The sequence below is a fragment of the Arcicella aquatica genome, from assembly GCF_034928825.1.
Lineage (GTDB): Bacteria > Bacteroidota > Bacteroidia > Cytophagales > Spirosomataceae > Arcicella > Arcicella aquatica.
On record NZ_JAYFUL010000007.1, the window covers coordinates 54099 to 77297 of the forward strand.

A 23199-nucleotide genomic window follows, 5' to 3' on the forward strand; every position below is an offset into this window, starting at 1 on the left:
CATAGCTCATAGCTCACAGCTAAACCCTCACAGAGAGTTTCTTCTGATAAATAAAAATGAGTTTCTGATATGTTCTTGCCTACCACTTAAAATTAAGTCGGCAGCATTTTTTCCTAATTGAAAATGGTCTGTAGATACTACCGTAATTCCTCCTGATAATATTTCTTTGATGGGTGTTTCGTTATATGAAACAATACCAATATCCTCTCCTACTACCATCTTCTTATTCTTACAGCACATCAGTGTTTCGGCTAAATATCTTTCCGAAAGAATTAAATAAGCTTCTTTGCTTCGGATAGTATTTTCCTCAATATCCGAATAGATATTGTACTGTAGGTTATTCTCTTTGGCAAACTTTTTTAGTCCTTCAATGACAAAATACGCATTGGCATAATGTTCTTGAATAATACAATTCAGGGTACTGTATTTCAGAATTGCTTCTTTGGCTTTGAACAAAGCTTCGTAAATATCCTGCTCGAAATCTTGATAAACACAGGCATATTTCCCTCTGATAAATTCATTTCTTTTCTCAAGAATAATCAATTTATTGGTCGGAACACTATTGATAGTTTTTAGAAAATCTTCATTGAGATAACTCGTATGCATCATAAAAGCAAAGTAATCATACTGATTAATTTTCTCTTTTATTACCTTCTCAAAGTGAAAAGCATTCTGGGTACTGAACTGATGGATGTATAAATCAACCGTAGCTTTCCCTTCGATTTTGTCCATAAATCCATCATAGATTTCATGTTTAAAATCGTTTAGCCTACTAAAAACTATCAGTATTTTTAGTTCTTTTGATTGAAGGCTTGTATGCGAATTGGCTAATTGTGCTGTCAATGAGAATGTCGTTTGAACTTATAGATACCAAGTAACTTATTCCCGAACAACTAAATATCCTGCCTTGCACCGTCAACAAAAAGCAGGTCATAACAGGACACCAAATGCCCATTTCCCCAACTTTGCAATATATATCCCAACATTTGCAAGAAATGTCCTAACCACTTAAACCAATTTGAGCCTACCTTTACGAAACAATTTATGCACTTTTTCAATAATTTATTTGACTTATTGGATTAATTCGTTTGTTTTTGACGAATGGAGTAATTCAGATAAAAGTTCAGATTGAAATATCTAAAAATTCGTACCAGTATAATTTATAAGCATCGAATCAATATTTCAATCACTTTGGCATTTACGTATTACCTACTATTACCAATATAACAACCCAATTTTATCCAGTAAATAAAATGATAAAGACATTCAGAGAGTTTTCTCAAAACAAGCAAGATTCAAAAACACCAAAATATCAGCAATTGGTAAACACCCTGTTGATTGATATTGAAAGCGGAAACTTACAAACGGGTGAACGCCTTCCTTCCATTAATGAAGCGAGTGAAGAGTGCTACTTGTCTCGTGATACTGTTGAACGTGCTTATTCAGAACTTCACCGTTTAGGTGTGATTACTTCTATTTTCAGAAAAGGTTATTTTATCTCTGGAAAGTCGGCCAAAACTAAAACGAAAGTTTTCTTTTTAGTCGGAAAAATTACAGAGAACAACAAAGCCATTTTTAATGCTTTTGTGAATGCCTCAAACAAAGATGTAACTGTTGATATTTTCACTTACAATTATAAGAGTGATAATTTCAGAGAAATCATCAATAGTCATTTAGGCAATTATCATTATTATGTAATCATGCCTCATTTGATTGAAGAAAGTGAAGAAAACATTAAATGCTTAAAGAAGATTTCTGGCGAACGCCTTATCTTTTTAGAGCAATCATTGGCTTCTCTTCATGGATTAAATTCAAGCATTTTGAGCAACTCTGGTGATGAGATTGCTCAGGTAATGCAACAAAACATTAAGCATTTCAAGAAATACAAAACCTTGAATTTGGTTTTGACAGAAGACGAGTATTTTGATTCGGAGTTGATTACTGGATTTAGAGATTTCTGTGAAACCAATCATTTTGATTTCCAAGTATTAGATGGCTTTCAGGATGAAGAAGTAATGGCAGGAAATGCTTATTTAACAATGGACGACATTGATTTAGTAGCCGTCATTAAATCAGCAGAACAACAAGGCTTAACACTCGGGAAAGAAATTGGGTTGATTTCATTAAACGATAACTGTTATAAAGAAATATTAGCTGGGGGGATTACAATAATATCCTCTAAACCTACCGAAATTGGCAAAATGGCCGCCAACATTATTCAAGGAGGAAAACGCCAACAAATACAAGTTCCGATGGAAATGGTATTGAGGAAATCCCTTTAAGACACTTTTTTAATTGAAAAATAGGCTAAGATGATTCAAAATCTTATTCCTTGTTACAACCTTGACTATGTTTAGTCAAGGTTGTTTTGTTTTCATGGCTCTTTTTCAGCTAAAAACCTGTAATTTTGCAATTCTAAAAAAATAGTCAATGTAGCCATACACTTATTGTTAATGACTACAACAAAAACCACAAGCAATGGAATACAATTTCAAAGAAACAGAACAGAAATGGAGACAGTTTTGGGAAGAAAACCAAACCTATAAAACAGAGGTTAACCATGATAAACCCAAGTATTATGTATTGGATATGTTTCCGTATCCTTCAGGTGCTGGTTTACACGTTGGTCATCCACTAGGTTACATTGCTTCTGATATCATCGCTCGTTACAAACGTTTGAAAGGATTCAACGTATTGCACCCGATGGGCTTTGATTCTTTTGGTTTGCCTGCTGAACAGTATGCTATCCAAACAGGTCAACATCCAGCTATTACTACCGAAGAAAATATTGCTACTTATATTCGTCAGCTAAAGCAAATTGGTTTTAGTTATGACTGGTCGCGTGAAGTGCGTACTTCTGATGCTAAATATTACAAATGGACGCAATGGATTTTTATGCAATTGTTCAAGCATTATTATGATAAAGATGCCAACAAAGCTTTGTCTATTGCTAGTTTAGTTGAACGCTTCGCTGTGTCTGGTAACAAGGGCATCAATGCTGTTTGTGATGAAGATACATCAAATTTCACAGCAGAAGAGTGGAATAACATGAGCGAACAAGAACAGCAGACTATTTTATTAAAATATCGTTTGACTTATCCAGATGAATCAGTTGTAAACTGGTGCCCAGGCTTGGGAACTGTTTTGGCGAATGATGAAATCAAAGACGGTGTTTCTGAACGTGGAGGCTATCCTGTTGAACAGAAAAAAATGAAGCAGTGGGCAATGCGTATCACTGCGTATGCCGATAGATTAATCGACGGTTTGAATGAAGTAGATTGGTCGGATGCTTTGAAAGAACAACAACGTAACTGGATTGGTAGAAGTACGGGGGCAAGTGTCAAGTTTAAAGTTGATGCTTCGACTGTTCAAGAAAATGCTCCAGCATTTATTGAAGTATTTACTACGCGTGTTGATACAATTTATGGTGTGTCGTTTATGGTAATTGCTCCAGAACATGAGTACGTTCCATTCTTGACAACTCCAGCACAAAAAGAAACCGTTGATGAGTATGTGAAATGGGTAGCTTCAAGAACGGAGTTAGACCGTATGTCTGAAGTGAAAAAAGTTACAGGAGCTTTTACAGGAAGCTATGTAATCAATCCATTTACGGAAGAAAGAGTACCTATTTTCTTAGCAGACTATGTGTTGGCTGGCTACGGAACAGGGGCAGTAATGGGTGTACCTTCGGGCGACCAACGTGACTGGAACTTTGCTACACATTTCGAGTTACCAATTATACCAATCTTGGATGCTCAGAAAAATATTGAAGAACAAGCAGATAATACCAAAGAAGGTAAATATATCAATTCGGGTATAATCAACGGCATGGGCTATAAAGAAGCTACGGCTACTTTAACCAAATGGTTGGAAGAAAGAGGCATCGGAAAAGGTAAAATTCAATACCGTTTACGTAATGCAGTATTCAGTCGCCAAAGATATTGGGGCGAGCCAGTGCCTGCCTACTTCAAAGACGGTTTGCCATATTTGATTGAAGAAAGCGACTTGCCTTTAGAATTGCCAGTGATTGATAAATACTTGCCAACAGAAACGGGCGAACCTCCACTAGGACGTGCTGAAGGTTGGAAATACAAAGGCGAGTACGAATACGAATTATCGACAATGCCAGGTTGGGCAGGTTCGTCATGGTATTGGTACCGTTATATGGATGCTCAGAACGAGCAAGAATTTGCCTCGCAAGAAGCCATCAATTACTGGAAGGCAGTAGATTTATATATGGGCGGGTCTGAACATGCTACTGGTCACTTGTTATATAGTCGTTTCTGGAATAAATTCTTGAAAGATTTAGGCTTGGTACCAGAAGAAGAATTTGCCAAAAAATTGATTAATCAAGGGATGATTCAGGGACGTTCTAATTTTGTATATCGTGTAAAATCGTCTGTTGGAGAGGGCAAAAACCCAGTTTTTGTTTCTTATGGGTTGAAAGAACAATACGAAACTACGCCAATTCATACAGATGTAAACATTGTATCGAATGAGGTGCTAGACATACAAGCTTTCAAAAAATGGCGCGCTGACTTCGAAAATGCAGAATTCATATTAGAAGATGGCAAATATATCTGCGGTGTTGAGGTTGAGAAAATGTCGAAATCTAAATACAACGTAGTAAACCCAGACGTATTGGTTGACAAAGTGGGTGCAGATACTTTGCGTTTGTACGAAATGTTTTTAGGCCCATTAGAACAAGCTAAACCATGGAATACTAATGGTATCGATGGTTCATTCCGTTTTATCAAAAAAGTGTGGCGTTTGTTCTATGACGATTTAGGCAACTATAAAGTAAAAGACGAAGCACCAACACCTGCGGAATTGAAAGTATTGCATACTTGTATCAAGAAGGTGGAAGAAGATTTAGAGCGCTATTCCTTCAATACCGTAGTTTCTACGTTGATGATTTGTGTGAATGATTTAGGGTCATTGAAATGTACAAGTAAAGCTATTTTGCAAGAATTAGTTATTTTAATGTCGCCATACACACCACATATTGCCGAAGAGCTTTGGGTATTGTTAGGTAACGAAGCAGGAACAATTTCTTATGCTACTTTCCCTAAATTCAATGCTTCATTATTGGTAGAAGCTAATTTTGACTATCCGATTTCAATCAATGGAAAAGTAAGAGCAAACATCTCTTTCCCAACTGATGCGATTCCAGCGGATATTGAAGCAGGAGTTTTGGCACACGAAGTAGTTCAAAAATGGTTAGATGGTAAAGCTCCTAAAAAAGTAATCGTGGTACCGAAAAGAATAGTGAATGTAGTATTGTAATAAAGACAAAATTAATAGTCGTCGCTCGCTTCAAGCGAGTGATTGCATTGTTTCTTTCCATCAGCTCTCCAAAGATTAATGATTTTTTTATCTTTGGAGAGCTTTTTTGTTTTTTATTGTTGATAAATTACAAACATTATCTAAACACATATTTATGGATTTACAAGCTTTACAATATCCAATTGGGAAATGGACTCCAAAGGAACAACATACTTGGGAAGAGATTCAAGAAAGTATTGCCCAATTAAAGACAATTCCAGCTCAATATAAAGAACTTACCGCAGGTTTGAGCGAAGAGGATTTACTAAAACAATATCGCAAAGGAAGCTGGACTGTCAGACAAGTGATACATCATGTCGCAGATATTCATGTGCTGTATTTTGTGCGTTTTAAACATGCTCTTACTGAAATAAATTCTGAAGGAGTGGTAAGTAAAATAGATGCTTGGGCTAATTTAGAAGAAGCTAAAAATGCTCCTATTGAATATTCTTTGACTTTATTAGAAGGCACCCATCTGCGATGGACATATCTTTTAGAGCAAATGACAGAAGAGGATTTTCAGAAAGGTTACTATCATCCTACCCGCAAGATGTATTTAACATTGATGGATGCCGTGGATGTAGGCGTTTGGCATAGTAAACATCATTTAGCGCATATTAAAATTGCTTTAGGGAAAGCTATAGATCTTTAAGCAAGCAAAATATCTGCGGAGATACCAAAGTTTTGATATAGATTTTTAATCATTTTAAGAGTCAAAGGTCTTTTTTTATTTAATACCTGTGATACCATTTCTTTACTACCGAAATACTGAACAAGGTCTTTTTGTTTTAGTCCTTGTTCTTTCATTTCGTATTTTATGGCTTCGATGGGATCAAGCGGTTCAATCGCATAATGTTTATTTTCATAATCATCTGCCAAAATAGATAGCACTTCTAAAAGCTCAAATTCAGCCGTATTTGGTTCTGCATTAATCAAAGAATCAATTTTTTTTAGTGCTTCCCTGTATTGTTCCTCTGTTTTTATTGGTCTTATTGCTTCCATTTTCTAATATATTATAAACTAAATATTTTCTATGTCTTTTATTTTGTCATACTCTTTATGAGTATCAATAAAGCGTATATAACAAATTTGAGTTTCATAGATAAACTTTACTATTAGCCTGTATTTGTTTCTTGCTATGTTAAATACAATACGACCATTTCCTACTTGGTCAGCATTTGTGAAAACTTGCTTAATTTCATTGGGATTATTCCAAGTGCTTTTTTTTATTGTTTCAAACCAAATTTTTAATGGCTTCTCAGCATCAGGATATTTTTCCCAAATTCTTTTAAGGTGCTTTTTGCGACTATTCTCATCTGATATTCTTTTATCAAAGATGTACAAAAGTTACCATATTGATAACTTTTGTGCAAAAATTGCAGTAAATATCTTTTTGCTATCTGTCAATATTAAAATATTATCTTTTTACACATTTAATTAATCTCTAATTCTTTAATCGTCTCTACAAGTACTCTTACCGCATTAGTTAACCTTTCTGTATTTTTCTCCCCTCCCAAAGCTATTCTAATATATTTTTCGCCATTGATACTATCATCAATCGCAAATTCATTTCCACTGGTGATGATTATTTGCTTACTTGCCATATCATTTACTAATCTAGTTGAATTGATAGCGTCAGGTAAAGTTATCCAAATATGACTACAAGTAGGATTTGTTCGATAGGTAAGTCCTTCTAAAAGTGGCGTTACCATATTCTGTAACCTTTCTGCCAAAGCTTGCTTTTGCTCAATAATTGTTTGAAGTGCATTCGTTTGTAATAAATAGCTAGTCAACCCACTAAGCAAGGACGAATTGCCACTAGACGACATCCTGATATAATCTGCCACATTCGTTTTCAAATATTTGGGAAGGGCCACAAAAGCAGTTTTAATCAGCGGATTGAAGGGTTTGGATAAACTATAAATATGGATAGTCTGCTCTGGCAGTAAATCTAAAAACCTAAGCGGAGGATTGACACACATAAACCGATAGGCATCGTCTTCAATAATTAAAAGGTTATGTTCCTTCGCATACTCAGCTATCTGACGCTTTCTTTCAATCGGCATAACCACACAAGTAGGATTCTGTATAGTTGGTTGTATGTATAACAATTTACTTCCAGTGTTTTTTACAATCGCATCCAAGCCTTCTATCGTAATACCCTCATTATCAACTTCACAGGGTATTAATTGATAGTTATTTTCTAAAGCAATGCTTTTAAAGGATACATACGTAAAAGGCTCAGTAATGATTGAATCATATTGTTTCCGACAAGCCTGTAATAAACAGAGTAATGCCTGATTGCCACTATTACACATGACAATGTCAACAACATCTGGGAAAAGTTCAGACGATAAGCCTAACCATTCAGCACCTAAATCAATCGTATTTTTATCGCCATGAAAAGGAGGAAATAACAAAAAATCTTTCTTTTCATGTACAAAATCTTTTGTAAAATATTGCTTGATTAAATCCATTTCTGCTGGCACAGAGGGATAATTAAACTTTAAATCTATCATTGCAAGGTTAGTTTTATTTTCAAAGTCAAATAGTATGATTTACAGTTTTAATTTACAAAATAATTGAAAATTTCACTAACCTTTAGTTCACGACTTTGAAAGTCGTGCTACAATATTATAATTCCATTTTGCCTACTTTATTGTAGAATCTCCAGCTTAGTAAGCTTGCCGAAGCCAACAGACTTAGCGTTAAGCCTATCCAAATACCAATGTGTTTTAAATCATAGACAAACCCTAACACATAACATAAAGGCAAGCCCACCCCCCAGTAAGCAAAGATGGTAATGAGCGTAGGAACGTTTACATCCTGTATTCCTCTTAGGATACCAATACTTACTGCCTGAACGCCATCAAACAATTGAAAAATACCACCCCATATAATTAATTGAGCGGCTAGTACAATTACCCCTTCATCTTTTACGTAACTCGCAAAAAAATCATTAAAACTAAGCATCAATATTCCGCAGATACTCATAAAGATTATCCCCATCAATAAAGCAGCCGTACCAGCTTTAAAAATAGCACTTCGGTTTCTCTCTCCTACTCCTGCCCCTACCCTGATGCCTCCAGCGGTCGCAATACCTGTAGATGCCATATAAGTAAGTGAAACAAACCCTATAGCAACTTGGTGAGCCGCTTTATGCTCAATACTTATCCAACCCATCATTACAACAGCCCCATAGAAAGCGGCAATCTCAAAAAATCCTTGAAAACCACTAGGGATTCCTACTTTCAGGATATTTTTGATTAGTGCTGACATTTCTTCAACATGAAGTGTAGCATCCAAATAATCTTTAAATTTTCCGGAACGAAAAACGTAGTAAGTAATAGCAATCAGCATGTATACTCTGGCAATACAGGTAGCATAACCCGCTCCCTTTAAACCCAAAGTAGGAAAAATCCAGATGCCATTGATTAAAAAATAGTTCAGAATAATATTCATTAATAAGGCTGTCCACGTAATATTCATGGCTACTTTCGTATGCGAAAGACCATCTGTAAAGCTTTTCATGGCTGAAAAAAGAAATGCCGGAATGGTTGAGGCAGTCATAATCCACAAGTATTCTTGAGTAAGCGTCTTAATCTGCGGAGGTTGCTGTAAAATTTCCATATTAAGACCAAAAGCCACTACTGCAATAGAACAAACTATACCCATGAGGATAGCTACCCACAAACTTGATTTCAATAATAGATGACATTTCGCAAAATCCTTTTCGGCTTTGGCTTTTGAAACCATCGGAGAAACAATTTGCAAACAGATATATCCAATAATAGAAATATTAATCAAAATACCATTCGCATCTGCTGCTGCTGCTAGCGACCCTACCGCACCTTTATCGATTCGGCCTACTTGTATTGTATCTACCAAGCCCATAATCATAATACCTAGTTGACCAGCAATAATGGGTAGTGACAAACGGAAAGTAGCAATAAGGTCAGTTTTGTAATTATTTAATAAATTTTTCAAGGAGATTGTTTTAAGAGAATTATTGATAAAATAGTATTGTGAAGTATAATCCTACAAATTAAAGCATAATTGAATCGTAAAAGTTCTATTTCATTTTGATAAAATAAATTAATAATAGTCTCTATTAATCTACTAATACTTCCTTAACATTCGACCTTTTAGTTTTTCAAATTAAAGAAGACAAAAAATCCCGTCAAGATTGCTCTCAACAGGACTTTAAAATGGGTTATTAAAATTTCTTTCTATTTCTAATTAGCTGATGACTAATAGAAAAGTTCAATGTTATAAAACCACTATTCCCAACCGAATAGCTTCAATTACGATTCCTACCCTAGATTTCACATTCATCTTATAGAAAGCCTGTTCTCTGTATCCATCTACTGTCCTATTGGCACAACACATTTTACTGGCAATTTCATTGTAGGTAAGTTCAGAACAAGCATAACGAACAAACTCCAATTCACGGTCGCTAAGTCCTAATTCTTTAATAGGGTTTTTAACTTTTTCAGGGTTTAAACTTTTCAATAATTTATCTGTCACAAATTCAGTATAATAAAACCCTTTATCCATCACATTATCCAAAGCAATTCTTAGTTCAGAAGGTTTACATCCTTTTAGTAAATATCCTCTGGCTCCGTTTCTCAACATTCCAACAATGGCCTCCTCTTTATCATACATCGAAAGGGCAATCACCTTTACTTCTGGATGATTATTCTTTACCCATAATGACGTTTCATAACCGTCCATTTCAGGCATATTAATGTCTAATAGCACAACATCTGGTATCATTTTTAATTTAAAGTGGTGTATCAACTCTTTCCCATTAGCAGCTTCGTACATCACTTCATACTTTTCCATTTTTTGAACCAAACCTGCCAAAGCATTGGCAACCAAAGTGTGGTCATCAACAATAGCGATTTTGTATTTCATGCTTTATAATTTTAGTGGCTTAATGTTATCTTAATCTGGGTTTGGATTCCTACTTCAGAGGTTATACTACATGTTCCTCCAATTAGTTTTACTCGTCGTTGAATATTTCTTAATCCAGCTCCCGACTGGCTTATTTCTTTCTGCTGGATGACCTCTATATCAAAACCTTGTCCATCATCTTTAATACACAATTCAAAACTATCAGGCAAATAACTCAATAAAATGCTAAGGTTTTTAGCTTTAGAATGCTTTAGGGCATTATTTAAAATTTCTTGCGATACTCTAAATAAAACAATTTCTCGTTCATATCCAAGCGAATATTGCTCTCCAACAGTATTAATTTCAGTAACAAAGCGTTTGGTTTTGCGAATTCTTGCCATTTCTAAGGAAAGACTTTCTTCCAAACCAAATTGTTGAACAAAATCGCCATCTAAGCTTTTGGTTAAAGCGCGTAAATCATTGATAGATTGGTTAATAATTTCATTAGTTTGTTTAATATAACCATCATTATCAGGCATTTCCTCTTCCATTACATTCAAATTAATTCTAGCTACCGAAAGTAACTGACCAATATTATCATGCAATTCCTGTGAAAGCTCTTGTAATGTTTGATTTTGTACTTCTAGCTGAGAGGTAAGAATCTCTTGTTCATAGGCGATTTTAAGCGCTTGTTTTTCTTCACGATGTTTGGCTTGGCGTTTTTGGAAGAGAATAATAAAAGCAACAATAAAAGAAGTTAGACCAATGAAAATAATTGTTCCAAAAGCTAAAACCAACAATATGTCATCTATCTTCTTTTGCATAAGAATCCTACAATAAACATAACGTATAAAAATATATTAAGAATGGTATTTATATTAAATAACGGTTTTACCAAATCTGAGTGCATTCTTTCTAAAGTATCTATTAAACCCATTAAAAAGAAATTACCTGCATAAAAAAAGAAATTACCTACACTTATCCAAAACATGGGTAGTTTAGTCAAAATTATGATCTCATCCTTTAGATATAATTCATAAAAATAAAATAGAGATAACCCAATAATAAGCAAGCACCTTAAAAGGAAATTATAAGGAGTATCAGTGAAAGTCTGAAGATACAGAGAGCTAAATGCTGAAAATATAATGAATATAAAAATTGAAAATAAGGTTATTTTTTTTGCTATTCTATTTTTAAAAGTAGAAGAATAAATATAAGCTATACAGGTGTACTCAATAGGTCCATAAATATGGAATAAAAATTGATTGTCACTCTTCAAAACTTTATTAATTGTGTAGCCACTTGTTTCAACAACAATGATAACAAAAAGCAAGAAAGTAAACACTTTAAAATATGGTTCATTGTGCTTCTGATTTAGAAGCGAAACAAAAAAACATATTACAACTGTTGCGATATACACAATTTGTAAATCCATACTTTAATATTTTAACATTACTATTGAAACCAAGAAAATACTAAAAAGTGTCTCTACACGGTATTTTAATACGTGTAGAGACAAAAAGAAAGTTACTTATCTATAGCGCTTCTAAGAATTCTAAAATTGTTTTTCCTCCAGGTCTAGGGTGACCTGTTCCATCTTCCTCTCCTAATACATCTTGTACTATATTTGTATTAATCCCTTGCTCATCTTTTTTAAGTTGTTGTACAATTAACGGATTATTGTTAGAATCTAAAGCAGTTAGAGCAACAGATATTCTTCCATCAAACTTAACAAAGCTAATTGCTAGCCCTTCATAACCTGATTGTTCAGTCAATCTCTTTATACTGTCCTTATCAAAAGAATAAGCTGAAAATTCGAATGCATGTGATATTATTTCACCAGAAAAATCTTTCATCATTTTAATCAATTCTTCAGCATCCTTAGTTACTCCTCCTAATTTAGGGTCAGTCTTTACTAATTGAGGGTCAGTTTCTACCCAAACAGAGTCAGCACTAATTTTTGATTTAACTTCTCTAGAATCAATCTCTCTCGTATTGAAAACGAATAAATTTGACATAATCATTAGGGATTAAAATTGTGAAATGTATAAATATTTATTGCTAGATTTTAAATAATATTAATTGTAAAGACTAGTTTTCAATTGGTTTTTTCTAACTAAGGAAGCCGTATGACAGCATTGTCCAAAGTTATCCACTGCTAAAAATGACTGTTTATTCTTATCAGAATGTTTCCATTCATTTCCATTTTTATCTAATCCATAAACTAGTATAGATAATCTATTATTGACTACAGTAAAAGCACATCCAAAATTTTCAATCTTGTTAACAGAATTAGAATCTTGTTTTAAAATTTCTTCAATTGCAGCTTTTGGAATTATATATCCTTTAGGAATATCAATCCCCACCTCAGGATATTCAGTACGCCAATCTTTAAGACCATTAATCATTTGGGTTGATTCATCTCTACCATAAATTCTATAAGAAAAATTTAATATTGAGCTTTCATCTTTACTATTGTCTTTTACAGTAGGCACTAACCGCTCTTCCTTTTGCCCTTCAATAGATGATGGTTTGAGGTTAAAAAGAAGGTTGAGGCTACCTACAAAAATGCCGAATAATAGAATCAGTGTATTTTTCATAATCATTTAAGCGGTTTATGTTTAACAATTGATTTAACTATTTGAAACTACCATTTTCTAATCATTTAAGCAATAGCCACTCCTATACAACAATCTAAAAATCAACACATTAAAGGTTTTCAATTAAAAATACCGTATTTATACCCTGCAAAATCAGTGAAAATACGGTATTGATATCGACTTTTACGGTGCTTAAAATAATAACAAAAAACTGGACTTATGTTACTACTTATTTCCACCATTATAAACCTTTCCACAAAATCTTATGTTAATTTTGAAGTAAGTATTGAAAACCACCTCAATTCTTTAAATATATTAAATGAGAAAAGAAGAAAAAAGCGGCCAAATATTTGACATTCAAGTCCTTAAAAGAATTTACAGTTTCCTTTCCCCTTATCGATTACGATTCTGGTCTTTGGTACTTATCATCATGGTTGCTGCTTGTGTTGTACCACTCAACCCTTTATTAATTCGCCATACCATTGATAATTATATTGTTGCGGGCAATTACCCTATGCTTACCAACATGCTTTTGTTGATGATAGGTGTATTGTTGTTACAGGGCTTTCTTCAATTTGTTAGTGCTTATATGGCTGGTTGGTTAGGACAAACCGTCATTCGTGATATCCGTGTTGAATTATATGAGAAAATACTATCCCTTCGACTAAAGTTTTTTGATGATACTCCTATCGGGCGCCTTGTTACCCGTACTGTATCGGATATTGAAACACTCAATGATGTATTTTCAGAAGGATTAGCAGCTATTGCTGGGGATATTTTACAATTGATATTAATTACAGGGGTGATGTTCTGGACAGATTGGCGACTAACCTTAATCTGTCTGTGTACTGTGCCATTTATGGTTGTTTCAACCTACCTGTTTAAGGAATATATTAAGAAAAGCTTTAATGAAGTACGTTTGGCAGTTGCCAACTTAAATTCATTTGTACAAGAGCACATCACAGGTATGAACATTGTACAAATTTTCAATTCAGAGAAAATAGAATACAATAAATTCCATGCTATCAACGAAGTACACCGTGATGCCCATATCCGTTCTATTTGGGCATATTCAGTCTATTTCCCTGTGGCAGATGTAATTTTAGCAGCAGGAACAGGTTTAATTGTATGGTTTGGGTCAAAACAAATCCTGACACACGACATGACTTTGGGTACGCTTACGGCCTTTATCATGTTTATGAACTTATTCTTTCGCCCTATTAGATTCTTGGCTGACCGTTTCAATACGCTTCAAATGGGTATTGTTTCTACTGAAAGGATTATCAAACTATTAGAATCTGATGAATACGTAGTAAATAACGGTACTTACAAAGCCGATCAGTTAAAAGGTAATGTTCGTTTTGAAAATGTTTGGTTTGCTTATAACGACGAAGAATATGTATTAAAAGATATTTCATTTGAAGTAAAACAAGGCGAAACGATTGCATTAGTCGGAGCAACTGGCGCGGGTAAATCATCAACTATTAATTTATTGAGTCGCTTTTATGAAATCAATAAAGGTAAAATATGGGTGGATGATATCGACTTACAAAATTATGAATTGAATAGTTTGAGAAGTAAGATTGGGGTAGTGTTACAAGACGTATTTTTATTTTCAGATACCATCGAAAACAATATTACGCTTGGAGACAAAAGTATTACCCGAGAAAAAATCATTGAGGCTGCCAAACTTGTAGGTGCTCATGAGTTTATTGACCGATTACCTGATGGTTACGACTATAATGTAATGGAAAGAGGGGCTACCCTTTCTGTTGGACAAAGACAATTAATTTCATTCGTAAGGGCTTTAGTACACGACCCTAAAATTATTGTTTTAGATGAAGCTACTTCTTCAGTCGATACTGAAACCGAAGAGATGATTCAGAATGCCATTGCTAAATTGATGAAAGGCCGAACGGCCATTGTGATTGCTCACAGACTTTCAACGATTCAGAACGCCCATAAAATATTAGTTTTAGACAAAGGTGAAATCAAAGAAGAAGGCACTCATGAAGCTCTTTTAGAAAAAGATGGCTGGTATGCAAGCTTACATAAAATGCAGTTTATTACAGAAAACGCCTGATAATAAAAGTTAAAGATAGACTTATCAAAGATAAGCTCGTTATATCATCGTATAACAAGCTTATTCTTTTTTAGCGTATTTACACACTCATATATTAAATAGGATTTAGAGGATACAGTAAATTTTAGTCTTCTACAGGCTGATTGTAACTAATGTATAAATTACGTTTGGCTTGTAAAATATGGCGGTGATTATGGGCAATTAAAAATTGGAATACATCTCCTAATCTCAATCGTATAAATTTTGCAATTGAAATTGGTATACGGATAGCATTCATATCTACTTCAATACTTTGTTTTAATAAGCTCAAAAGTTCCTCTTGTTGTGCAATAAACTCGGCTACTACGACATAGGCATCTAAGTCAGTTGCTGGGCTATGGCTTTTGGTAGCTTTCATCTTCATCATCTTTTCTTTTGGCTCCATCAATTGTGTAAAGTATGAACCCAACATAGAACTCTTGAAGACTAAATTTGGATGATTAGATTGTTGGGTACTCAACTCTTTTTTAATAGCGGGTAAATAATAGTGTCCATAACTATTCAAGTGTTCAAGGCATTGAGCAATACTCCAACCACCATTACTCGCAGGGTGTAGTAAAACACGCTCATGAAGATTCTGAAAAAGTTCAATGCTTTCTTTTAAATGAAGCTCTATCCTATTTTCTAATTGTTCTATCAGTTGCTTGTTAGCTATGCCTTTCATATCGTTGATCTTTTAGGAGGTTAAAATTATATTGCAAATTTGGGTTATCTAACAATAATAAATGTTGGTAAATACCAATATTTTATAAATTGAGTTTTATTTAAATTACACCACTAACTTTATTGATTATGAGGCATTTTCATCAAAATAACATTAAAATATCCGTTGTATTGACATCATTTATCAGCCTCTGACTCATCCAAAAGTGGAGTCTTTAAGGATTGTAGCTAAGAAAATTTGCAAAGAAGCATAGAAATGCCCTATTTTGAATTATCAAACCATGATTTACCAAATGATAACAATATCCTTCCTCAAGAACAAAACTGCCATTAACAGTAAATTTATCTTATTAATAGCTGTTTGTCTATGCTTTACGGCTTGTAAGAGCAATAAAGTTGTTAGCGCTACCACTACCCAAGCACCCGTAGTGAAGAAAGATAAAATTGTAGAACTGACGATTAAATCACTTGAAGCGATTGATTTGGAAGAAGACCTAAGCTTTGCTGATGAGGTTTCTTTAACCTATACACTTACGTTAGTAGATGAAAACAAGAAAATTTTAAAAGTTATTAATAATTCTTGGGGCGTTGAAAGCCTAAAGAAAGGTCAAGTTGTAAAGGCTGATAAGTTTAAAACGATAGAATTAGTAGTGCCAGAAAATGGTAAATTGTTATCTTCTGTTATCTTGATGGAGATTGACGATTATGAAAAAGCAATGGCAACCATCAATAAAATTAATAATTTTGGAGGATTAGCAAAAATACCAGCTACTATCATCAACATCGCTGAATATGAAACCCCGCTTGCCATCGTCTTCGCTAGCTTACAAGCCGCAGGCTTAGGATTGAAGGTAGCCGAGCGTTTTGACCAAGACGATTTATTAGGACAAAGTACCTTTGAATTAAAACTAGATTCACTTTCCACTACACAAAATACCTATCCCGTCAACTTAGTCTTTGAAGGGGAACATTTCAAGAACACTTTTCGGTATAAACTCACTTATGAGTTAAAAATACGCTGATTTAATACACTCATTTACCATAAACGCCTAAAAAACAGCATTTTATAAAATTATGTGTTTTTTTTAATAAAATAGACATAATACTTTGCTGGGTTTTTATTTATAATTTTGTCATTCTCTTACAATAAACATAAGCATTTAATAGTTACATAAGGTACCATGTACTTATACGTTTTGTGTGTTGAAGCGAATAGAATCTAGGGGTATCAAAGGTTTGGAAGTAATTGCTTCAAACAATTAAGATTGAAAATAATGAATAAATCACTAACCAGAATATACAGGCTAATTGCATTAATATTGATAACGGTTACCACTGCCGAAGCTCAAAATGAGAATTATGCCCTTAAAATCGGGAATAGAACCATCAATTCAAAAGAATTCTCCCAAACTTTCCAAAAGCTTACTCAAAGCGATAGTGTCAGAAAAGATAATCAGAAAGAGTTTATTAATAATTACATTAATTATAAGTTAATCGTATACGCTGCCGAGCGTATGGGGAAAGATACTACGCGTGCATTTCGTGAAGAAATAGAGACCTACCGCAAAGAATTGGCTAGCCCATATTTAGTAGATAAATTGATTTTAGAAAAGCTTATCCAAGAATCGTATGAAAGAATGCGTGAGGAAATAAGGGTAGCTCAGATTTTCATTCCTTTGGCTAAAAACGCTAGTCCAGCCGATACAATGGTTGCCTACAATGAATTGAAAAGTTTAAGAGCTAGGATATCTAAAGGAGAGTCTTTTGACCAATTAGCAAAAACTTATTCCAAAGATACTTACTCAGCAGCCAAAGGCGGAGATTTAGGCTTCCTCTCTGTACTAGAAAATAATTATACGTTTGAAACCGCCGCTTACAATACTCCCAAAGGCGAAATGTCTAATCCTTTTAGAACCAACAAAGGATTTCATTTGATAAAGGTATTAGATAGACACTCGTTCAGAGGAAAAGTAAAACTAGCCCACATTCTTGTAAGTCTTTCACCCACTGCTTCGTCAGAAGAAGCAACAAAGGCTAAGAAAAAAATAGATGAGGCCTACGAATACCTAAAAAGAAATGAACCATTTGAAGGTGTGTGCAGAGTTTTCTCAGAAGATACTCGTACCAAAGATAATGGTGGGGTAATGAACAGATTTTGGGATGCAGGTACATTGATTGACCAAAAAATTGTTGAAACGGTTTTTGCCTTAAAGGAAAAGAACGATTATACACAGCCCATTCAAACTTCATTAGGTTGGCATATTTTCAGGTTAGTTGAAAAGAAAAGTTTGCCAAAATATGATGAGATGGCTCCTTTCATTCGTCAGAAAATAACAGCTGATGCTTCACGTAATATCATTATCAAGAATAATTTAGTAAAGCGTTTGCAAAAAGATAATAACTTTCAAGAAATATTATCGGTAAAGCAAGAAGCCATTGAAAACTTCTATAAAGATAGAATCGGCACGGAAGACTATCTGGCTAAAGCACTCTTCACTATCAATCAGACTAGCTCATCGGTAAAAGATTTTTATAGTTTTGTGACGAAACATCAACGTCAATTAGCCAAACTAAAAGCCCTTGATGAAAAAACACCACAAGATTGGTACGACCTTTTTGTGGAGAATCAAAATCTTAGGTACGAAGAATCAAATCTTGAGATAAAATTCCCAGAGTTCCGTGCTGATATTCAGGAATATAGAGAAGGTATCCTGCAAAAACAGATGCTGAATGATAACGTCTATGAAAAATCATTGGATTCATTGGCTCAAGTAAAATTCTATAATCAGCACATCGACCAATACCAATACACACACCGAGTGTTAGCCAAAGTAATCACTAGCGACCGTAAAGAGACTTTAGAACAAGCAAAAACGTTGTTGGCAAAAACTCCTTATCCGATGAATCGCAGATTCCCTGATATTTATTTTGAAAAAGATAAGTCTGTGCTTTCTAGCGATGCACAGAAGATGCTTTATGATTTAAATATTATTCTATTGAAAAATAGAGATTATATAGTGGAAGTAACAGGTAATTCTGACCCCGAAGAAGCTGAAAATATTTCGGCAGAAAGAGCAAAAAAATCTGTAAACTATTTAATAAACAGTGGCATTACTCCGATGAGAATCATCGAAAAAGATGATGGAAAGTATAAGCCTATCTCGAAAACTGATCGAAGCAAAAACAGCAGAGTAGGTATTAGATTTTTATCAGACTCGATGGAAGATGTTGTTAAGCGTTTCAATGCTTTGAAACCAAATAGTCTTACTGCCGAAGAAGGATTTTTCAAGAAAGATGAAAACGAGTATTTAAAAGATGTTGAATGGACTGTGGGTGAAAAAAACCTAAACCTCAAAGGCAGATTCGTTTCAATCAATATTTTGAAAGTAGAAGAACCTAGAACAAAAACTTTTAAAGAAGCTCGTGGTCAGATAACCAGAGATTACCAAAAACAGCTATTAGAAAACTGGATAAATCAACTAAAATCAAAGTATCCAGTAACTGTTAATGAAAACGAAATACAGAAAGTAATCAACTAGTTAAGAAAGTCAAAAGATGAAGTAAATGTATTTCTCTTTTGACTTTTTTTAATATTAATCTCCCCAATTATCATTTTGGTAAATTCTTAACACTTTTTAACGGTACTGGCATATCAAATTAGAGATTAAAAAACGTTATCTTTGTCAATCTACGTACATTTTAAAAAACCATAAAGCCCTGTACGTTTCATATTAATTCATTTTTTAGATGAAATTTTCGAAATTATTTATTTTCCTTTTCGCAATCTGTCTATTTTTTAGTCAAGCATTACAGGCACAAACGCCAGTAGTAATTGATAAAATTATTGCTAAAGTAGACAACCATTATATTTTAAAATCAGAGTTAGAGTCACAAGTACAACAATACAAACAAAGTGGACAAGCTGGTGCTCCTTCTAGTTGTCAGATTTTTGAAAGCTTGGTAGTTGGTAAAATGATGTTGGCAAAGTCTGAAATTGACTCTATTACTGTTGATGATAAAAGAGTAGAAACTGAACTTTCTTCCAGAATGGAACAAATGGAACAACAGTTTGGCTCTCAGAAAAATATTGTTGAAGCATATGGTAAAAGCATCTCTTCTTTGAAAGACGAACTTCGTTCGGCGATAAAAGAGCAATTGACAACTCGTAAAATGCAAGAAAAAATTACGAGTGATGTTAAGATTACTCCTAAAGAAGTAAGACGCTTTTTTGAGGGTATTCCTAAAGATTCTATTCCATATATGCCTTCAGAGGTAGAGATTGGTCATATCGTTAGGCTAGCCAAAACTACGAAGGCTCAGAAAGACGAATTATACAAAAGATTAAATGACTACAAGCGAAGAGCCGAAAACGGAGAGTCGTTTGAAGAAATGGCTAAATTATATTCAGAAGATTTAGGCTCAGGTAAAAGAGGTGGAGATTTAGGTTTTGCAAAACGTGGACAAATGGTTGCCCCTTTTGAATCGGCTGCGTTGAAGTTAAAGCCTAACGAATTATCTGGTGTAGTAGAATCTGAATTTGGTTATCACTTAATTAAAATGTTGGAAGTTCGTGGACAAGAATATCACGCCCTACACATTTTATTAAGACCAGACTATCAGAGATTGGATGTACAAGAACCTACGCGTTTCTTAGATAGTATCCGAGTATTGATTCAAAGAGATAGTATCAAATTTGAACGTGCTGCCAAGGATTTTTCTGAAGATAAAGCTACACAAGATGCAGGAGGAATGATTACCGACCCACAGACACGCTCTATCAAAATGGCTTTAGATGGCACCATGGAATCGGGTTTATATTTTACTATTGACTCAATGACGGTAGGAACAATTACTGCCCCAATGCCATACAGAACAGAAGATGGACGTTCGGCGATGAGAATTTTATATTACAAGGCTAAACACCCTCCTCACTATGCAAATTTAGAAGACGATTTCCAACGAATGTCTACTTATGCCTTAAACAGGAAACGAAATACAGCCATTGAAAAATGGTTTGCCACTGCCAAAAACGATGTATTTATTTATATCGTTGATGAATACAAGGAATGTAATGTCATGAAAACGAATGATCAGTGATTTTAAGATTCATTATTCTTTGGTAAAAATCTTGTTTTAAATTAAATTGTGTCAGGTTAAATTACAATTAGCCTGACATTTTTAATTTTAAGTACATCGCTCATAAATAGTAAGAAATATTTTGTGTCATAAAGCACAAAATCGACAAACACAATAGAAAATATGGTTCAATTCAAATCAGATGTTGAAGCAGTAGATGCTTTAAAAGAATCCTATCAAAAACTTACTTCAGAAATCGGAAAAGTTGTAATTGGTCAAGATGAAACTGTTAAAATGCTTCTTACAGCTATTTTTTGTCAGGGACATTGCTTATTGGTAGGTGTGCCGGGTTTGGCTAAAACACTTCTTATTCAAACCATTGCGGGGGCTTTAGATTTAGATTTTAATAGAATACAATTTACTCCTGATTTAATGCCTTCTGATATTGTTGGTTCTGAAACATTAGATAATGAGAGAAATTTCAGATTCGTAAAAGGGCCAATATTCGCCAATATCGTATTAGCGGATGAAGTAAACAGAACTCCTCCTAAAACTCAATCAGCGCTCTTAGAAGCCATGCAGGAGTACGCTGTGACAGTTGCAGGGAAGAAATATCCTTTAGAGAAGCCTTTCTTTGTATTAGCCACACAAAACCCAATTGAGCAAGAAGGTACTTATCCATTGCCAGAAGCTCAATTAGACCGCTTTATGTTTATGGTAACGCTTGATTATCCATCGTATGAAGCAGAATTGGATATTGTTAAAAATACTACTTCAGATAAGAAGTATAACGTCACTCAGCAAGTTTCAGGACAAGAGATTTTAGCTTATCAGCAATTAGTTAGACGTGTTCCCATTGCCGATAATGTTGTTGAGTATGCCGTTAAATTAGTGCATAAAACTAGGCCTAATACAACCATGGCAGATGCTATCGCTAATAAGTATTTGGAATGGGGAGCTGGACCGAGAGCATCACAAAACTTGATTTTAGCAGCCAAATGTAATGCCCTATTAAATGGTAATTATTCTCCAGATATTGAAGATGTGAAAGCGGTAGCGATGGCTGTGCTTCGCCACAGAATAGTAAGGAATTTCAAAGCGGAAGCAGAAGGCGTTACGGTTGAAAATATCATTAGTAAGCTGTTATAATACCACAAAGTATAGCCCATAAAAAAGCCTCAAGATTTTAAAATCTTGAGGCTTTTTTTATAAAGAAATAATACTTTGATTATTTTTTAGGAGCTGTTGCTGCTGGAGTAGCTGGAGCTGGCGTAAGCGGTTTTGGCGTAACACCCATTCTTTTTAACACTAAGTCAGAGATGTTTGCATCATCTGGAGCATGTAAAACGATTGGAGTAGTTCCTTGACCTGCATCATAGTTGAATACAAAAGCAAAACCATTTTCTTTTGCTACACCGTGCATGTTGTCTTCAATTTTCTTCAACAAAGGTTGTAACAATTGTGCTTGTTTCTTTTGTAAAGAAGTAGAAGAGTTTTGACGGAATTCTTCAATGCTAGACTGCATTCCTTGTAATTCTTTCTCTCTATCAGCTTTAATTACATCTGCCATTGTAGCAGCATTTTTCTCATAATCAGCCAATTTAGTTTGGAAATCCTTCACTTTTTGCTGATACATATTGTCATATTGCGTTTTAGTAGTAGTCAATTCTGTTTCTACTTGTTTTGCTTCTGGCATTTGAGCTAAAATGTAATCTAAGCTAATATATCCGATTTTTTGTTGTGCATTTACATTAGCTGTAGCTAAAGCAAGAATTGCAAATAAAGCAATTAAAAATTTGTTTTTCATTGTTCTGTGATTCTGATTTGGTTATTACTCTTTTTTGAAGTTGCTAGTTACTCCTTTTCTAGTTGATTTACTTTTTGTTGTATTGTCACTTTCTTTGTTCTCTTCTCCTTGCTGCTTGGCCTCTTGTTCTTGTTTCTCTTTCAGTTGTTCTGTCGAAATTCCCAACTCTTCCATCACATAATCTGTATAGTCATGAATGGGATTGGTGTACAACATCGCTAATCCATCTGACGATTTATCAAACAAAAAATCAAGCTTTTTTAATCGAGCTACCTTTTCTACCGCTTTAGCTACTTCATCTAAAACTGGCTTCATGATATCTTGCTTCTTTTTGATGAGCTCTCCATCAAAACCAAAGATTCTATTTTGTAATTCTTTAGCTTCTTTCTCTTTATCAGCAATTACTTTTAATCGCTGCACTTTCATTTCCTCAGTTAGCAATACTTCCTCAGCTCTGTAGGCTTTCTCTAACTTAGCTAATTCATCATTTTTTGTTGATACTTCCTTAATCCACTTAGTCGTTAGTTTCTCTATTTCAGCCTGAGCACTTTGGTACTCTGGTAATTTAGAAGTAACATATTCGGTATCAATATAGCCAAATTTTTGTGCTTCAATGCTTGAGCATAAACATAAGAATGGCAAAATTAGTAAAAATATCCGCTTTTTCATGGCTAAGGTGGCTAATTTAGTGAATGTATTTGATTAACGCC

At 34.3% G+C, this 23199-nt stretch carries 21 protein-coding genes; 8 read left to right on the top strand and 13 right to left on the bottom strand.

Annotated features, from left to right (window positions below; translation table 11 throughout):
* Positions 1-27 precede the first annotated feature (27 nt).
* Positions 28-843 (bottom strand): substrate-binding domain-containing protein, encoded by an 816-nt coding sequence (locus VB264_RS06315; protein WP_323247737.1) that lies wholly within the window; start codon positions 841-843, stop codon positions 28-30.
* Between the two features lie 410 nt (positions 844-1253).
* On the opposite strand from VB264_RS06315, the gene VB264_RS06320 reads away from it, so the two are divergent.
* The 3 genes from VB264_RS06320 (at position 1254) to VB264_RS06330 (ending at position 5977) form a co-directional block, all read left to right on the top strand.
* Positions 1254-2282 carry a GntR family transcriptional regulator gene (locus tag VB264_RS06320; protein WP_309911992.1) on the top strand — a complete coding sequence of 343 codons (1029 nt, stop codon included), beginning with the start codon at positions 1254-1256 and terminating at the stop codon, positions 2280-2282.
* Positions 2283-2478: 196 nt separating this feature from the next.
* Positions 2479-5286: a leucine--tRNA ligase gene (leuS, locus tag VB264_RS06325; protein WP_323247739.1), complete on the top strand. Its 2808-nt coding sequence runs from the start codon at positions 2479-2481 to the stop codon at positions 5284-5286.
* Positions 5287-5440: 154 nt separating this feature from the next.
* The gene (locus VB264_RS06330; protein WP_323247740.1) at positions 5441-5977 is read left to right on the top strand and encodes a YfiT family bacillithiol transferase; all 537 of its coding nucleotides are present in this window, start codon (positions 5441-5443) and stop codon (positions 5975-5977) included.
* Here the strand turns inward: VB264_RS06330 and VB264_RS06335 are convergent.
* The 9 genes from VB264_RS06335 to VB264_RS06375 all read right to left on the bottom strand — a co-directional run bounded on the left by VB264_RS06335 (position 5974) and on the right by VB264_RS06375 (position 12821).
* Positions 5974-6327: a helix-turn-helix domain-containing protein gene (locus VB264_RS06335; protein ID WP_323247742.1), complete on the bottom strand. Its 354-nt coding sequence runs from the start codon at positions 6325-6327 to the stop codon at positions 5974-5976. The genes VB264_RS06330 and VB264_RS06335 overlap by 4 nt on opposite strands.
* A gap of 18 nt (positions 6328-6345) precedes the next feature.
* A complete protein-coding gene (locus VB264_RS06340; RefSeq protein WP_323247743.1) occupies positions 6346-6669 on the bottom strand; it encodes a type II toxin-antitoxin system HigB family toxin in 324 nt (107 codons plus the stop codon).
* Positions 6670-6758: 89 nt separating this feature from the next.
* Positions 6759-7844: a PLP-dependent aminotransferase family protein gene (locus VB264_RS06345; protein ID WP_323247744.1), complete on the bottom strand. Its 1086-nt coding sequence runs from the start codon at positions 7842-7844 to the stop codon at positions 6759-6761.
* 115 nt (positions 7845-7959) lie between these two features.
* Positions 7960-9312: an MATE family efflux transporter gene (locus VB264_RS06350; protein ID WP_323247745.1), complete on the bottom strand. Its 1353-nt coding sequence runs from the start codon at positions 9310-9312 to the stop codon at positions 7960-7962.
* 282 nt (positions 9313-9594) lie between these two features.
* Positions 9595-10242 (bottom strand): response regulator transcription factor, encoded by a 648-nt coding sequence (locus VB264_RS06355; protein WP_323247746.1) that lies wholly within the window; start codon positions 10240-10242, stop codon positions 9595-9597.
* Between the two features lie 11 nt (positions 10243-10253).
* Positions 10254-11045 carry a sensor histidine kinase gene (locus VB264_RS06360; protein WP_323247747.1) on the bottom strand — a complete coding sequence of 264 codons (792 nt, stop codon included), beginning with the start codon at positions 11043-11045 and terminating at the stop codon, positions 10254-10256.
* Positions 11030-11656: a hypothetical protein gene (locus VB264_RS06365; protein ID WP_323247749.1), complete on the bottom strand. Its 627-nt coding sequence runs from the start codon at positions 11654-11656 to the stop codon at positions 11030-11032. Before VB264_RS06365 ends, VB264_RS06360 begins: the two co-directional genes overlap by 16 nt.
* Before the next feature lie 100 nt (positions 11657-11756).
* Positions 11757-12239: a hypothetical protein gene (locus tag VB264_RS06370; RefSeq protein ID WP_323247750.1), complete on the bottom strand. Its 483-nt coding sequence runs from the start codon at positions 12237-12239 to the stop codon at positions 11757-11759.
* A gap of 60 nt (positions 12240-12299) precedes the next feature.
* Positions 12300-12821 (bottom strand): hypothetical protein, encoded by a 522-nt coding sequence (locus VB264_RS06375; protein WP_323247752.1) that lies wholly within the window; start codon positions 12819-12821, stop codon positions 12300-12302.
* Between the two features lie 319 nt (positions 12822-13140).
* Here VB264_RS06375 and VB264_RS06380 point away from each other — a divergent pair, with 319 nt between their 5' ends.
* Positions 13141-14904 carry an ABC transporter ATP-binding protein gene (locus VB264_RS06380; protein WP_323247754.1) on the top strand — a complete coding sequence of 588 codons (1764 nt, stop codon included), beginning with the start codon at positions 13141-13143 and terminating at the stop codon, positions 14902-14904.
* A gap of 124 nt (positions 14905-15028) precedes the next feature.
* On the opposite strand, the gene VB264_RS06385 is transcribed toward VB264_RS06380, so the two are convergent.
* Entirely contained in the window at positions 15029-15607 is a 579-nt protein-coding gene (locus tag VB264_RS06385; protein WP_323247756.1) for a DinB family protein, read from the bottom strand.
* A gap of 292 nt (positions 15608-15899) precedes the next feature.
* On the opposite strand from VB264_RS06385, the gene VB264_RS06390 reads away from it, so the two are divergent.
* The 4 genes from VB264_RS06390 (at position 15900) to VB264_RS06405 (ending at position 21831) form a co-directional block, all read left to right on the top strand.
* Positions 15900-16628 carry a hypothetical protein gene (locus tag VB264_RS06390; RefSeq protein WP_323247757.1) on the top strand — a complete coding sequence of 243 codons (729 nt, stop codon included), beginning with the start codon at positions 15900-15902 and terminating at the stop codon, positions 16626-16628.
* Between the two features lie 252 nt (positions 16629-16880).
* Positions 16881-19145 carry a peptidylprolyl isomerase gene (locus tag VB264_RS06395; protein WP_323247759.1) on the top strand — a complete coding sequence of 755 codons (2265 nt, stop codon included), beginning with the start codon at positions 16881-16883 and terminating at the stop codon, positions 19143-19145.
* A gap of 208 nt (positions 19146-19353) precedes the next feature.
* The gene (locus VB264_RS06400) at positions 19354-20703 is read left to right on the top strand and encodes a peptidylprolyl isomerase (RefSeq protein ID WP_323247761.1); all 1350 of its coding nucleotides are present in this window, start codon (positions 19354-19356) and stop codon (positions 20701-20703) included.
* Positions 20704-20865: 162 nt separating this feature from the next.
* Positions 20866-21831, top strand: coding sequence for an AAA family ATPase (locus tag VB264_RS06405; protein WP_309912005.1), 966 nt, complete (start codon positions 20866-20868; stop codon positions 21829-21831).
* Positions 21832-21910: 79 nt separating this feature from the next.
* Here the strand turns inward: VB264_RS06405 and VB264_RS06410 are convergent, their stop codons facing one another.
* Together VB264_RS06410 and VB264_RS06415 are read right to left on the bottom strand one after the other, a co-directional pair.
* Positions 21911-22489 carry an OmpH family outer membrane protein gene (locus VB264_RS06410; RefSeq protein WP_309912006.1) on the bottom strand — a complete coding sequence of 193 codons (579 nt, stop codon included), beginning with the start codon at positions 22487-22489 and terminating at the stop codon, positions 21911-21913.
* Between the two features lie 24 nt (positions 22490-22513).
* Positions 22514-23158 carry an OmpH family outer membrane protein gene (locus VB264_RS06415; RefSeq protein ID WP_323247764.1) on the bottom strand — a complete coding sequence of 215 codons (645 nt, stop codon included), beginning with the start codon at positions 23156-23158 and terminating at the stop codon, positions 22514-22516.
* Positions 23159-23199 lie beyond the last annotated feature (41 nt).